Here is a 13,023-nt window from a genome sequence, read left to right as displayed (position 1 = left end):
ATACGTTCATCGATGACCGGCAGATCTTTTCCGCCCACGAGGAGGCCGTACCGTGTCCGTTGATCCGCATCCCCTGTCCCGACGCCAGTTCGTCAGCCGTGCCGCCGCGGCGGCAGTGGCGGTCAGCCTGGCCGGCTCGGTCGAGGCGCTGTACACCGCGCAACCCGCGCTCGGCACCTCCGGTCCGAAGATCGGCTACGGCCCGCTGATCGAGGACCCGAACGGCATGCTCGACCTGCCGCGCGGGTTCGGCTACAAGATCCTGTCCCGCGAGGGCACGGTCCGGCCGGACGGGCTGAAGATCCCGAGCCGGTTCGACGGCATGGGCGTGTTCCCGGATCGTGATGGCGGGAACCGGCTGGTCCGCAACCACGAGTGCAGCCCCACGTCCGTGATCAAGGTGGTCGCCCCGGCCGAGCGGACGTACGACCCGGCCGGCGCCGGCGGCACCAGCACGCTGGTGGTGGACCGGCACAACGCCGCCGGCAAGGAGTTCGTCAGCCTCGGCGGTACGGCGATCAACTGCTCCGGCGGCCCCACGCCGTGGCGCACCTGGCTGACCTGCGAGGAGACCGAACTCAAGGCCGGCGAGAGCGGTTACACCAAGGACCACGGCTTCATCTTCGAGGTCGACCCGTACGACGACCGCCGCAATGTCAGCCCGACCCCGCTGAAGGAGATGGGCCGGTTCCAGCACGAGGCGGTGGCCATCGATCCGTCCACCGGGATCGTGTACGAGACCGAGGACGCGTTCGTCGCGCCGCTCGGCGGCTTCTACCGGTTCCTGCCGAACCGTCCGCGCGGCGGCTGGGGAACACTGCGGGCCGGCGGCGAACTGCAAGCCATGCACATTCCGGATCTGCCGGACCTGTCCGTCGTCCAGGAGGCCGGCGCGCTGTTCCACGGCGTGCAGTGGGTGAAGGTGCCCGACCCGCTGGCGACGACCGAGTCGGTCCGGGCGCAGGACTACGCGAAGCCGATCACGGGCGGCTACAAGCTCGAGGGCTGCTGGTGGGGCGACCGGGACCGCTGCGTGTACTTCGTCTCGTCGTTCGCCCGGACCGAGCTGGGGCCGAAGGTGGACCACGACGGACAGGTGTGGCGGTACGACCCGCGGAAGGAGACGCTGCGCCTCGAGGTGATCTTCACCCGGCCGAAGCCCGGCTCGGACGACCCGGAGTTCGATGCCCCCGACAACATCACGATGTCGCCGTACGGCGGTCTGATGATGTGTGAGGACGGGCTCGGCGAGCAGCACATCCTCGGTACCACCGAGGACGGCCAGGTGTTCAAGTTCGCCCGCAACCGGGTGAACCTCGGCACGCCGGAGGACCCGGAGTACGGCGAACTGTCCGGCGCCGGCTTCTCCGCCGACGGCCGGACGATGTTCTTCAACGTCTACAACCCCGGCATCACCTACGCCATCACCGGCCCCTGGCGCCGCCGCCGCTGAACACCTGCGGGGATATCCCTTGTTTTCAAGGGATATCCCCGCACGTTCAGGGGGTGGTGATGACGATGCCGGCCTCCATGTCCAGGACTCGGTGGTAGTCGGCGTCGAGGGTGGCCGGGTCGCTGTGGATCAGGATGACCCAGGCCAGACAGGTGAACAGATCCACGGTCTCGGGTACGACGGCGTCCTCGTCGTACAGGATCTTCATCCAGTGGAACGACTTCAGCGACTCGATGTCGCCGAAGACCTCGCGGTTGCGGAAGTACCCCTCGCGCGGCGCGATGACGAAGATCCCGCGCAGGTGCTGGACCAGGTCGAACCCGTCCCGCACCTCGCCGCGCACCCGGTGCGCCACCGTCCGCTTGATGTGGTTGTCGCCGGTGGCCAGGTCACTGACCATTTGGTGACCGCCGCCGGCCGGCCGCGCCGCGACCTCGATCAGCCGTGGTCCGTCCGGCGTCATCATCACCTCGACGTGACCGCAGCCGACCCGGATGCCGACCGCGTCGAGCACGTCACGGGTGTACGGCCAGAGCGCCTGCACCTCCGCGTCGTCCTCGGCCAGGAAGTCGATCCGCCGGTAGATGCCGATCTTGTCGCCCCGGCCGACTTTCGTATAGCGGCAGACGTCGACCAGCGCGTGCGTCCCGTCCACGCTGTAGGTGTCGACCAGGTACTCCGTTCCTTCGGCGTACTCCTGGATCAGGACGGCGTCGTTGATCAGCCCCAGCTTGTTGGTCCGGCCAAGGACCCGGTCGAATCGCTCCCGCCAGTCGCCGTCCTCGAAGACGACGTACACCTCGTCGCCGGCGGCGCTCTTCGGCGGCTTGATCACCAGCCGCTTGCCGAGCAGGTCGTTCTCCTTCAGCCACCGCTCCGCCTCGACCGGATCCGCGGTCAGGAACTGGCGCAACCGCGGCACGCCCGCGGCCGCGAGCGCCTGTGCCATCTCCCACTTGTCCCGCCGCGCCGGCGCCAGCTCCGGGACGTTGCCAGTGCCAGGCGCCAGGAGCCCGGTCAGCCGGTCGCACAGCTCGACCCCGCTCTCCGCACCAGGCACCAGGTACTCCGGCTCGTACTGCCTCAGCTCCTCGACCAGCGCCTGTACGTCGCCGGTGAAGTAGTGCACGTGCTCGAAGTCCTCCGGATGCCAGCTCGTCGTGTACGCCGGTGGTGGCTCGGAACCACTGAGTACGGCGACCGGCAGCCGACCAGCCTCGCGGAACGCGGCCGGATATTCCTGCCCCGTGGACAACGGGTCCACGATGATCGTGTAGTTGCTCATCCTGTCCTCCTACGAGCTCTCGCTCGGCAACGGCTCCGCGGCCGGGGTGATGTCGGTGGTGGTCGCCTCGGCGGTCGTGGACGTCATGCCGAAGTACGCGAGGACGACGCCGATCGCGCCGGCCAGCCCGCACCACACCCAGACCCGGGTGCCGGACGTGTTCCAGACCCACACCCCGAGGAACGGGCCAAGGGCGGACCCGAGGCCGAACATCGCGTGCGCCGATCCGACGTACCGGCCGAGCAGCGGCTTCGGTGCGGCCATGCCTGGATATGCGAACATGGTCGGGCCGCCGATGATCTCGGCCAGCGTCCAGAGCAGGGTCCCGATCACGAAGATCGCCAGCCCGCCGGGCAGTGCGTAGAACGCCAGCCCGCCGCCCAGCAGTACGAACCCGGTCATCGCGACCACGCGGGCCGGACGGTTCTGCACCACCTTCGTGACCAGCAACTCGCAGGTGATCACGACGAATCCGTTCAGCGCGACGATCGCGCTGTACCACCAGGTCGACAGCCCGTCCGCCTTCATGTGCAGCGGCAGCACGGCCAGGTACTGCATGTAGATCGCCGCGTTGATGAACATGCACAGTAGGAACAGCACGTACTTGTGGTCCCGCAGTACGGCGACGTATCCGCCGGCCGACGGTTGGTCCTCCGGGGTTTGCTCGACGGCGGCTGCGGATCGCTTCGGCAGAGCGACGATCGCCACGGCGGCGTACGCCAGCGCGGCGACCGCCTCGCCGATGAAGAGCAGGTTCCAGGACACCGCGACGAGGGCCGCGCCGATCAGCGGCGCTGCCGTCGTACCGAGGTTCATCGCCAGCCGGTAGACCGCGAAGATCATCACCTGGCGGTTCTTCGGCGTCAGCTCGGTCAGCAGGGCAGCGGACGCCGGGCGGTAGAACTGGCCGACGGCACCGGCCAGCGCCACCACGACCACCACCGCCGTGTAGCTCGGCACGTAGGCGATCGCGAGGACGAACCCCGCCATTCCGAACATGCTGATCATCACCGCGGCCCGCGGCCCGACCCGGTCCGACAGCGATCCGCCGATGATCAGACCGATCACCGAGCCACCGCCGTACACGCCGAGCGCGGTGCCGGCCTGGACCGGCGTGAAGCCCTTCGAGGTGGTCAGGAACAGCACCAGGAAGACCTGCAGGAACCAGCCGAGCTTGTTCACGAAGACGCCGACCAGCAGCGCCTTCACCGGCACCGGAGCGTCGCGGATGGTCTCCCAGATGCCGGTGCTCTCGTCGGTCGCCGTCATGGTGTCGGCTCCTTCGGATGACCTGACCAGCGCAGCGCCTTCTCTGCCGCGTCGAGTCCGGCGCGGCAGTCGTCGACAGTGGTGGCGACGGTCGTCGCATAAGCGATCCGGCCCCAGAGCGTGCCCGCCGGCGGGGGACTGGTCGTGGCGCCGGCCTCCATCAGCGGCACCAGTTGGTCGATCGTGGCCGGCAGACCGTCCGCGTCGAAGCCGACGGAGTCGAGCACCGTGTCGTCCTCGTTCACGTAGAAGAAGCGGACGCCGCCGACCATCGTGCGGTCCGGCAGCAGCGCGGGCTGACGTCCGCACGCGACCGCGGCGGCGGCCAGCCCCGGATCCACACCGGTTGCCTGCAGACCGAGGTACGGGATCAGGTCGCCGCCGATCCGCGCGTTGATCTCGATCAGCTTCGGTCCGTCGGCGGTGATCATGAGCTCGGTGTGCGTCACGCCGTCGGTGAAGGCGACCGCCTTGTGCGCGTCGACGAGTACCTGCAGCAACTGGTCGTCGGCGAGCAACGGATCCGCGGCGTCCACCCAGTGCCCGATCTCCTCGGCGTACGGCGGGTAGCCGATCTCCTTACGGGCCAGGCAGAACGGGGTCACCTGACCCTGGTACACCGCGGCGTCGATGCTGATCTCGTAGCCGTCGGCGAACTCCTCGACCAGCACCTTGACGTCGTAGTGCGGCGCCTCCGGCACAGTCGTGCCGTGGGCGAAGTCCCAGCTCGCCGTGAGCTCCTCGGGCGAGTTGACCTTGACCACGCCGAGGCTGGCGGCCAGCGCGCGCGGCTTGAGGATCACCGGATAACCGAGGTCGCCGGCGACGGCGAGTGCCTCGTCAACGGTGTCCACCAGGATCGACTTCGGCTGCGGGACTCCGTGCTCGGCGAGCGCCGTACGCGTCAGGTGTTTGTCGCGGCAGCGGTTCACCATCGCGACGTCACCGCCGGGCAGTCCGAGCGCTTCGGCGATGTGGGCGGTCTGCAGGATCCGGGCCTCGTCCCAGCACAGCACGCCGTCGATCGCTTCCTTGTCGTTGAGTTCGTTCGCCGCGGCGACGAGCGCGTCGGCGTCGAGCGTGCTCTCCAGCACGGTCCAGTTCTCGATGTACTCCGTCTCCCAGGTGGGCTCGGCGTGCAGGAACATGTGGATCCGGTACTGCGGCGCGATCGACCGCAGGATGTACTCGCGGAACAGCCGCATGCCGGTGGCCACCACCAGCAGGTGAGGTCGGTCGTTCATCTCAGGCCTCCCTGACCGGAGCGGGGATCTGCCGGATGGCACTGATCCCGGTGGTGCCGTCGGCGCGACGGAAGTGGTCCCTGATCCAGATGTTGCCTTGAGCATCGAACTCGGGAGTGCTGTGGCACTCACCGCTGACCAGGTCGCCGGTCGCGGTGACCAGGCAGTACGCCGCATCGAACGAACCGTCCGGCCGCAGCAACCCGACCAGCCGGCCGCTGCGCAGCCTGCCGCCGGTGTAGAACTCCGCCCAGACCAGGTCGTCCTCCCGGTGATACTGCCCGTACGGCGCGCCGCCGGCCGGATCGTCGACCTCGAGCCGGAACCACACCCCGTCGACATCGGGGACCAGCGGTTCCGGGACTGCCGCGGTCACCACCGCACCGCGCACAACTCGTCGGAGATCGGGTAGATCTCCCGCTCGAACATGGAGTTCAGCACGATCGCGGCCCGGACCGGCAGCTGCGTCAGGCCGGCGTTCGTCAGCCCATGGCTGTACCGGCTCGCGTTGAACGTGTAGATCCGGTGCCCGTTCATGCCCTTCCAGCGCACCGAGTAGTCCGGCTCGACCAGCAGTTGACCGTCGTCGTCGACCTCGATCCGTTCCCGCAGGTCGTCGTCGAACGGTGCCTCGACGTGCTCCCGTCCGGCCGCGACCACCACCTGCCGTACGACGTGCTCCTCGGGCGTGGAGGTCGTCGTACAGCACAGGCGGATGTTGCCATCGGCCAGCAACTCGGACGTCCTGACGTCGCGGCCGGGCAGCAAGGTGACCGGGAAGCGGCCGAGCGTCAGCATGGCGTCGTAGTTGGCCTGGTACAGCGCCCTCAGGCCGCCCGGGGTGATGGCGTCGCCGCTGTAGCGGGAATCGTCGATCATCTCGCGGCGCTTGCCGCGGTTCAGACCCTGCAGGTACTCGATGTGGGACGGCCGGTAGAGCTCGTTGGCCATCGGCGAGTCGTCGATGCTGCGGAACCACTGGTTCCGGCCGAGCCATTGGATATCGGTGAAGCCGGAGCCGAGCAGCCGCAGGACACACTCCAGCCCGGTCTGACCCCCACCGACGACCGCGGTCGGCGCTGCCGTGTCCAGCGCGGCCATCCGTACGCCGAGGTCGTCGGCGATGAACGCCCGCTCGGCGGGCAGTTCGATGATGTACGCCGGCCGGACCGGGCGCGTGCCCAGGCCGAGGACCAGGTGTTCGGAGACCGCGGCGGGGACACCGTCGACGCTGACCTCGAAGCCGTCGTCGGTGATGGAGATCGAGTCCACCCGCGACGTGAAGTGCACGACGCCGAGGCGCTCGGTCGCCCAGGCGAGGTAGCGCTCGTACTCGATCCGGGGGAGTGAGTCGAACTGGGAGTTGATCAGCGCATAGAGCCGCCCGGAGGTGACCAGGTAGTTCAGGAACGTCAGCTCGTGCCGCGGGTCGACCAGCGACACCAGGTCTTTCATCCAGCCGGTCTGCATCCGGACCCCGGGGTAGAGCAGGGGCGTGTGCCAGCCGGTGCCCGGTCGGGCGTCGAACAGCGCGAGTGATTCGGTGGTGGCGTTCTGGTAGAGCGCCGCCAGCGAGAGGTTGGAGGGACCGGCCCCGATACCGATGGTGTGGTAGCGGGGCGTTCCTCGCTGCGGGCCTGGTTCCTTGATGGTCATGCGCTTGTTCTCCGTCCGCGAAGTGGTGGTGCGCGATGTGCCGATCAGGTCGCTCGCGGCCGTCCGGCTTGCGGCCAGCGCGGTTTTCACGCTGCCGCCGGACCCACCGGTGAAGGTGTAGAGCCGATGTGAGCTGCCGAGGACCGACCACAGGGTCAGTACCGGCGGATCGGCGTAACAGTCGGCGTGGCTGACCATCAGGTCGGGCGCCGACAGCTTGAGGTGTGGCAGCCGTTCGGCGGCGATCCGGACGGCCTGGTCGGCCAGGTCCGGGATCGGCCGGCTGCTGCCGGGAGTGACGGACCAGTGATGGGTGTCGACGCCGAGCAGCAACCGGCCATCGGCGGTGGGCCGCCCGTACAGGTCGCTGGTCTCGTCGACGAACATCGTCGGCAGGGCGCCGGTCACCCGATAGGTGGCGACCTGGATCGCCTTCGTGCGATACGGCTGGGCCGGGAGGGCACTGCCGGCCAGCAGTCCCGGTGTCCACGGCCCGGCCGCGACGACGACAACGTCGTACCGATCGCTGGACGCGGGGAGGCGGCAGCTCACCGATCCGTCCGGGTGCGGGACGAGCCGGAGAACCGGCCCGGCCAGGACTCTGCTGCTCGGGCTGTCGGCGAGTCGTTGGATCACGGCCGTCCGGAGTTGGTCCGGCCGGATGAAACCGGCCCGCTTCTCGAGTACGCCGACAGTGCCGTCGGGCAGGCCGTGCCAACCCCGGCGGCGAAGGTCGGTTCCATCGACGATCTCGGTCGAGCCCGGGTGGGCGTGTTCGACCTCGGCGACCGCCGTCTCGAGCCCGGCGTACGACGGCAACAGGTAGGTGCAGCCGGTCTCGGTGTAGCCGGCCTTCTCCTGCAGATCCTCGAACAACTCGCTCAGGCTCTCGATGGCGAGCCGACGTTGGACCGGATGGGTCTCGAACCCACGCACACCACCGCCCGACGCCGCGGTCGCATCCGTCCCAGCCGAACCGGTCACCAGGTCGACCGCGACACTCTCGCTAAGACGCCAGGCCAGCAGGGCACCGGCGATGCCGGCTCCGATGACGCAGACTCGCATCGCCCTACTCCTGTTCAGATCCGGTCAGCGCCGCGCGCAGTGACCCGGTCTCCTGAACGCCGCCGGCCAGCAGCGTGAGCAGACTGCGAACCGCCAGCGGTGGGTCGAACCCCTCCGGCCGCAATGCGCTCTCGCCGCGGGTGAGTTCGAGCGCGGCAAGGTCCGGATCGAGTGGCTCGGGAACGCGCCGGACGCCGGCCAGCAATGGCCCGGCACGGTCGGCGAAGGCGCGGAACGAATTGAAACTGAAATCACTGCGGAAGCGGTCGGGACGGTCCCACGCGAGAAACAAGCGAACGATTGACGGGTCTTCGGTCCGGAGCAATTCCGTGGCACCGATCCCGTGTTTGCGGCTGGTCGAGAATTTCTCCCCGGCAAACGTGTAGAACTCGTTCACCACCAGGCCGGAAAGGGGCAGTCGCGCGACGCCGGCAGCGGCCCAGACGGCCGGCCAGTACAGGGCGTACCAGAACGCGTTGTCCAGGCCGAGGAAGTGCCACAGTGATCCGACCTGGTCGAGCGCGGCCAGGTACGCCGGTACCTCCGCGGCCTCGGGGTCGATGCCGCGGGCAACGGCATACAGATCGGAGAGCGCGATCTCGGTGTACGGGCCGATCCGCAGGCCGGCGAGCGGGCCGTCGCCCTCGAGACCCCAGTTGGTCGGACAGGCGAGTGCGATCTGCGGGAGTCCGGCCTGCAGGGTCCGGTCGATCAGGTCGCGCACCGCGGGTGGCAGCTCGGCGCGCAACCACATCGCGATCAGGGCTTCGCGGTGGTCCTCCATCCGCAGTACGGGCACCGTCGCGGCGAACGGACGCGGATCGCCACCACAGCGGCCGCAGACCGGATCGACCATGGTGTCGACCTGGGTGAGGCTGCCGCACTGCTCACAGGCGCCGCCCGCCGCGGGTGCCTTGCACTCGCCGCACAGGCCGCTCAGGTAGGAATCGTGCAGCGTCCGGCCGCAGTCCGCGCAGGCGTGCAGGGTGACCTCGCGCAACGGCGTTGCCCCAGACGCGACGAGGTGGTTCATCAGTTGGCGGATGATCGGTCCGTGTGCGTGGCCGAGGGGATCGGTGAAGACGTCGTACCCGATCCGGGCCAGGTCGTAGGTGTCCTTGATGTCGTCGCGGAACTCCGCGGTCATCACACCGACCTCGACACCTTCGCGCTCGGCCCGGGTCAGCACGTAGTTCTGGTGTACGTCGAGGCCGGTGGTGACCACGACGCGCTCACCGCGGGCCCGCGCGGCCCGGGCTGCGATGTCGGCGGCGAGGTAGGGACCGGCCAGATGGCCGACGTGCAACGGGCCATTGACGGTTGGCTGCGGGGAAGTGAAGACCGTGACCGGATCAGCCATGGCCGGCCTCGGCGGTGATCGGCATCCAATAGGCGCTGAAGACGGTCAGCTCGGTGTCGGCCGACCGGTTCTGTACGACGTGCGCCTCGGTGCTGCTGAGCAGGAAGGCGTTGCCTTGGGGGACCACATGTTCGCGACCGCCGACGACGACGTACGCCGTCCCCGCAACCACGACGGACAGTTCCAGTTCGGGGTGCTGGTCGACCGGGCTCTCCGAGCCCGGGGGAACGGAGTACCACATCGCTTGGAACGGCAGATCCCGCTCGAGTCCGTACTGCTCCCAGCGGACCACCCGCAGGTCCTTCACGTACAGGTCGTCACCGGTGGTCAGATCGAAAGTGCGCATGCTTCGCCACCCTCCGTAGCCGGCGCCAGGCGCGGCTGAAGAAGTTGAATGACAGCGGAAATGTTGGTACGGAACAGCACGCTGCGATCAGCCGTGGAACGAGCACGCGCGACGCCACCAACGTCGGCTACGTGAAAAGCTCGGCGACCCCCCAGTCTCCGTGGGCGAAAATATAAGGAAGGTCGCGCTGCGAGTAAAGAGGAATACGCAGAGAAATTTCGCCGGGAATCAGACGGCGCCGGGGAAGGCGACCGGCGCACCGCCCCAGGTGAGCTGGGCGCCGGCGTTCGCGAGCAGCCCGTTGACGGCGAAAGACCGCACCGCCGGCTTCTCCGCCGACTCGACCAGATCGCCGTACACCGCTGCCAGCCGCCGCTCGATCAGCAGGATCAGCGCGGCTGCCGTCGCCGCGTTGGTCACGGCTTGCGGCAGGTCGTACGCCGGCTCAGCCGCGGCCGGGGTCTCGCCCGCGGCGACCACCAGCTGGCTCAGGCGGTCGCGGTTCAAGCGGTGCAGCTCGTAGGCGTCGGTCGCAGACCGGAACCGGGCGCCGCTGAGCTTGCCGCCGGCAACGCCGATGCCGTACAGCGCGGCGTGCTCGCCTGCGAGCGCCGCCTGCAGGGCCTCCACCTCGGTCACGATGCGTCCGCCTTCTTCTTCGCTGGGGTCAGCTTCGTCCCGAGCTGCAACTCGGACGCAGCGATCATGGCCAGTAGCCGGGCCGGGGTCCCGGACAGCTTGGCCGCCGCGGTGGCGTGGGCGGCCGCCGCGGCGTTCTCCTGCTTGGCCAGTGCGGCGAGGGCGGCAGACGACGTACTGGCGGCTGCCGGGGCCTTCGGAGTCGCGGCCTGCACGCCGGCCGTCTCCTTCAACTTGGCCAGATGGCTCGCGTGGTACTTCGCACCGGCGGCCAGTTGGGTGCGCAGGGCCGGGAACTTCCGGCTGGTGCTGGCGTAGCCGAGCGACAATAGAGTCACCTGGGCCGCCGCCGCACTGAGGGCGGCGACCACGGCCGGATCGACGGTCGGCGTCTCCTCGACCGCCTGACCGGTCTTCGGGTCGATGGCGCCCGGCGTACCAGAGCCGGACTCGTCGTCCTTGCAGCCGCCCAGCGCGACAGCACCGGGCAGTACGGCGGCGGTCGCGATGACGGCGCGGCGGGACAGGCGGGGTTCGGTCGGCACGCCGGAACGATACCCGGTGACGCGCCGGTGACCGGCCTGGGACGAGCCGGTGACGTGGACACTGCCGCGGGCCGGATATGGTGGGCTACTGCCCTCGGTCGGATCGCCGGGTGGCGGAACGGGTGCACAACTGGAGAGAGAGGCAGGTCAACCTGTGAGCCGAAGGACTGACCACACGGACACCACGAGCCTCGAGAACTTCCTGCGGCCGATCGTCGAGCAGTTCGGCTGCGACCTGGAGGCCGCCGACCTCGCGCCGGCCGGCCACCGCCGGTTGCTGCGCGTGCTGGTCGACCGCGACGGCGGGATCAGCCTCGACGACGTCACCGAGGTCACCAGAGCCATCTCCAAGGCGCTCGACTCCGACGACATCATGGGCGCCGGCGCCTACACGCTGGAAGTCTCCAGCCCCGGCGTCGACCGGCCACTCACTCTGCCCCGGCACTGGCGCCGCAACGTCAAGCGCCTCGTCGCGGTCACACTGACCGCCGGCGGCAAGGTGACCGGCCGGATCAAGTCCGCCTCCGACGAGGCGGCCGAGCTGGACGTGGACGGCAAGGCCCAGACCGTCGCGTACGCCGACGTGGCCAAGGCCAAGGTCCAGATCGAGTTCAACCGGGCTGCCGGCAACGACGAAACAGAAACACCTGCCGACGGCACGGTGGAGGAGAACTGACATGGACATCGACATGGCCGTACTGCGGTCGCTGGAGCGGGAGAAGGACATCTCCCTGGACGTGGTCGTCGAGGCGATCGAGCAGGCGCTGCTGGTGGCCTACCACCGCACCGAGGGTGCTCAGCAACACGCCCGCGCCGAGCTGGACCGCAAGACCGGGCACGTCACCGTGTACGCCCGCGAGCTCGCCGAGGACGGATCCCTGGTCCGCGAGTACGACGACACCCCGGCCGACTTCGGCCGGATCGCGGCCACCACGGCCAAGCAGATCATCCTGCAGCGGCTGCGCGACGCAGAGGACGAGGTCCGGTACGGCGAGTTCTCCGGCAAGGAGGGCGACATCGTCTCCGGCGTCATCCAGCAGGGCCGCGACCCGCGCTCGGTGATGGTCGACCTCGGCAAGATCGAGGCGGTGCTGCCGGCCCCGGAGCAGGTGCCGGGGGAGAAGTACGAGCACGGCTCGAGGCTGCGGGTGTACGTCGTCGGGGTCCGCAAGGGCTTCAAGGGACCGCAGATCACGGTCAGCCGGACCCACCCGAACCTGGTCAAGAAGCTGTTCGCGCTCGAGGTCCCGGAGATCGCCGACGGCACCGTCGAGATCACCGCGATCGCCCGCGAGGCCGGTCACCGGACCAAGATCGCCGTACGGACCCTGAACCCGTCGGTGAACGGCAAGGGTGCCTGCATCGGGCCGATGGGGCAGCGGGTGCGCAACATCATGCACGAGTTGCACGGCGAGAAGATCGACATCATCGACCACAGCGACGACCCGGCCACCTTCGTCGGGAATGCGCTGTCCCCGGCGCAGGTTACGTCTGTCGAGGTGGTCGACGCCGCGGCACGCGCTGCACGGGTCGTCGTACCCGACTACCAGCTCTCGCTCGCGATCGGCAAGGAGGGGCAGAACGCCCGCCTGGCCGCCCGGCTGACGGGCTGGCGGATCGACATCAGGCCGGATACCGAGAGGCCTGGCGAGTAGCTGAGGGCTGCTGCGCGGCGGACCTCTGGTGTGACTCGTGAGACCGAGAAGGTAGACTGAGTTCTCGGTCGGTCGACTGAGTCGCAACCACACCCTGAGGTTTTACGTGACAGTGACTACAGACGCGCGCCCTGGCAAGCCCCGGGAGCGCACCTGTATCGGGTGCCGGAAGCGGTCCTGTCCGGCTGACCTGCTGCGGATGACGGTTTCCGGAGGACTTGTCCTCCCGGATCCCGATCGTCGGGCACCCGGCCGTGGGGCGCATCTGCACCCGGTGGCCGAGTGCCTCGACCTCGCCGTCCGGCGCAAGGCGTTCCCACGGGCCTTCCGGGTCCCGGGGCCGCTCGACGTGACCGGGCTGCGGGAGTACGTCGCGCAGCGTGATAAGCAAGAGGCAAGTGCAACGCAAACGGCGGCCACCCGGCCGCCCGCAGCGGTCCAGACCGCTGTGACGACATGAAGGCGGGTCATCGACTCATGACCACTCGATGAGTGTCTACCGATGA

13 protein-coding genes are annotated in these 13,023 nt (G+C 68.9%); 4 read left to right on the top strand and 9 right to left on the bottom strand.

Features of this window, described 5'->3' with window-relative positions; translation table 11 throughout:
- Nucleotides 1–52 precede the first annotated feature (52 nt).
- On the top strand, nt 53–1,453 hold the full coding sequence (locus tag OG817_RS19600) for an alkaline phosphatase PhoX (RefSeq protein ID WP_406056594.1): 1,401 nt from the start codon (nt 53–55) through the stop codon (nt 1,451–1,453).
- Between the two features lie 46 nt (nt 1,454–1,499).
- On the opposite strand, the gene OG817_RS19595 is transcribed toward OG817_RS19600, so the two are convergent.
- From OG817_RS19595 to OG817_RS19555, 9 genes are all read right to left on the bottom strand, one after another.
- Nucleotides 1,500–2,738, bottom strand: a complete 1,239-nt coding sequence (locus tag OG817_RS19595; RefSeq protein ID WP_406056592.1) for an ATP-grasp domain-containing protein — start codon at nt 2,736–2,738, stop codon at nt 1,500–1,502.
- A gap of 9 nt (nt 2,739–2,747) precedes the next feature.
- On the bottom strand, nt 2,748–4,007 hold the full coding sequence (locus tag OG817_RS19590; RefSeq protein ID WP_406056591.1) for an MFS transporter: 1,260 nt from the start codon (nt 4,005–4,007) through the stop codon (nt 2,748–2,750).
- Complete coding sequence (locus OG817_RS19585; protein WP_406056589.1) at nt 4,004–5,251, bottom strand: acetyl-CoA carboxylase biotin carboxylase subunit family protein; 1,248 nt, start codon at nt 5,249–5,251, stop codon at nt 4,004–4,006. The genes OG817_RS19590 and OG817_RS19585 overlap by 4 nt, the downstream gene beginning before the upstream one ends.
- 1 nt (nt 5,252) lies before the next feature.
- Entirely contained in the window at nt 5,253–5,627 is a 375-nt protein-coding gene (locus OG817_RS19580) for a hypothetical protein (protein ID WP_406056587.1), read from the bottom strand.
- On the bottom strand, nt 5,624–7,972 hold the full coding sequence (locus OG817_RS19575; RefSeq protein WP_406056585.1) for an FAD-dependent oxidoreductase: 2,349 nt from the start codon (nt 7,970–7,972) through the stop codon (nt 5,624–5,626). Before OG817_RS19575 ends, OG817_RS19580 begins: the two co-directional genes overlap by 4 nt.
- 4 nt (nt 7,973–7,976) lie before the next feature.
- Nucleotides 7,977–9,332: a class I tRNA ligase family protein gene (locus OG817_RS19570; protein ID WP_406056583.1), complete on the bottom strand. Its 1,356-nt coding sequence runs from the start codon at nt 9,330–9,332 to the stop codon at nt 7,977–7,979.
- A complete protein-coding gene (locus OG817_RS19565; RefSeq protein WP_406056581.1) occupies nt 9,325–9,678 on the bottom strand; it encodes a cupin domain-containing protein in 354 nt (117 codons plus the stop codon). Before OG817_RS19565 ends, OG817_RS19570 begins: the two co-directional genes overlap by 8 nt.
- Nucleotides 9,679–9,906: 228 nt before the next feature.
- Entirely contained in the window at nt 9,907–10,317 is a 411-nt protein-coding gene (locus OG817_RS19560; RefSeq protein WP_406056579.1) for a ferritin-like domain-containing protein, read from the bottom strand.
- On the bottom strand, nt 10,314–10,862 hold the full coding sequence (locus OG817_RS19555) for a cell division protein FtsK (protein WP_406056577.1): 549 nt from the start codon (nt 10,860–10,862) through the stop codon (nt 10,314–10,316). Before OG817_RS19555 ends, OG817_RS19560 begins: the two co-directional genes overlap by 4 nt.
- Nucleotides 10,863–11,016: 154 nt before the next feature.
- Here OG817_RS19555 and rimP point away from each other — a divergent pair, with 154 nt between their 5' ends.
- The 3 genes from rimP (at nt 11,017) to OG817_RS19540 (ending at nt 12,977) form a co-directional block, all read left to right on the top strand.
- Entirely contained in the window at nt 11,017–11,538 is a 522-nt protein-coding gene (gene rimP / locus OG817_RS19550) for a ribosome maturation factor RimP (RefSeq protein ID WP_406056575.1), read from the top strand.
- A gap of 1 nt (nt 11,539) precedes the next feature.
- Complete coding sequence (nusA, locus tag OG817_RS19545; protein ID WP_396389580.1) at nt 11,540–12,517, top strand: transcription termination factor NusA; 978 nt, start codon at nt 11,540–11,542, stop codon at nt 12,515–12,517.
- Nucleotides 12,518–12,623: 106 nt separating this feature from the next.
- Nucleotides 12,624–12,977 carry a YlxR family protein gene (locus OG817_RS19540; protein WP_406056573.1) on the top strand — a complete coding sequence of 118 codons (354 nt, stop codon included), beginning with the start codon at nt 12,624–12,626 and terminating at the stop codon, nt 12,975–12,977.
- Nucleotides 12,978–13,023: the final 46 nt, after the last annotated feature.

This window comes from Kribbella sp. NBC_00889 (assembly GCF_045207705.1).
Classification (GTDB): Bacteria; Actinomycetota; Actinomycetes; order Propionibacteriales; family Kribbellaceae; genus Kribbella.
Note: the sequence above shows the minus strand (reverse complement) of the source record. Positions and strands in the feature narration are given on the sequence as shown.

What these genes read in the sequence shown, in the direction of transcription:
- OG817_RS19570 (WP_406056583.1), bottom strand. Translation starts at nt 9,332, where the DNA reads ATGGCTGATCCGGTCACGGTCTTCACTTCCCCGCAGCCAACCGTCAAT.
- OG817_RS19585 (WP_406056589.1), bottom strand. Translation starts at nt 5,251, where the DNA reads ATGAACGACCGACCTCACCTGCTGGTGGTGGCCACCGGCATGCGGCTG.
- nusA (WP_396389580.1), top strand. Translation starts at nt 11,540, where the DNA reads ATGGACATCGACATGGCCGTACTGCGGTCGCTGGAGCGGGAGAAGGAC.
- OG817_RS19575 (WP_406056585.1), bottom strand. Translation starts at nt 7,972, where the DNA reads ATGCGAGTCTGCGTCATCGGAGCCGGCATCGCCGGTGCCCTGCTGGCC.
- OG817_RS19565 (WP_406056581.1), bottom strand. Translation starts at nt 9,678, where the DNA reads ATGCGCACTTTCGATCTGACCACCGGTGACGACCTGTACGTGAAGGAC.
- OG817_RS19595 (WP_406056592.1), bottom strand. Translation starts at nt 2,738, where the DNA reads ATGAGCAACTACACGATCATCGTGGACCCGTTGTCCACGGGGCAGGAA.
- OG817_RS19590 (WP_406056591.1), bottom strand. Translation starts at nt 4,007, where the DNA reads ATGACGGCGACCGACGAGAGCACCGGCATCTGGGAGACCATCCGCGAC.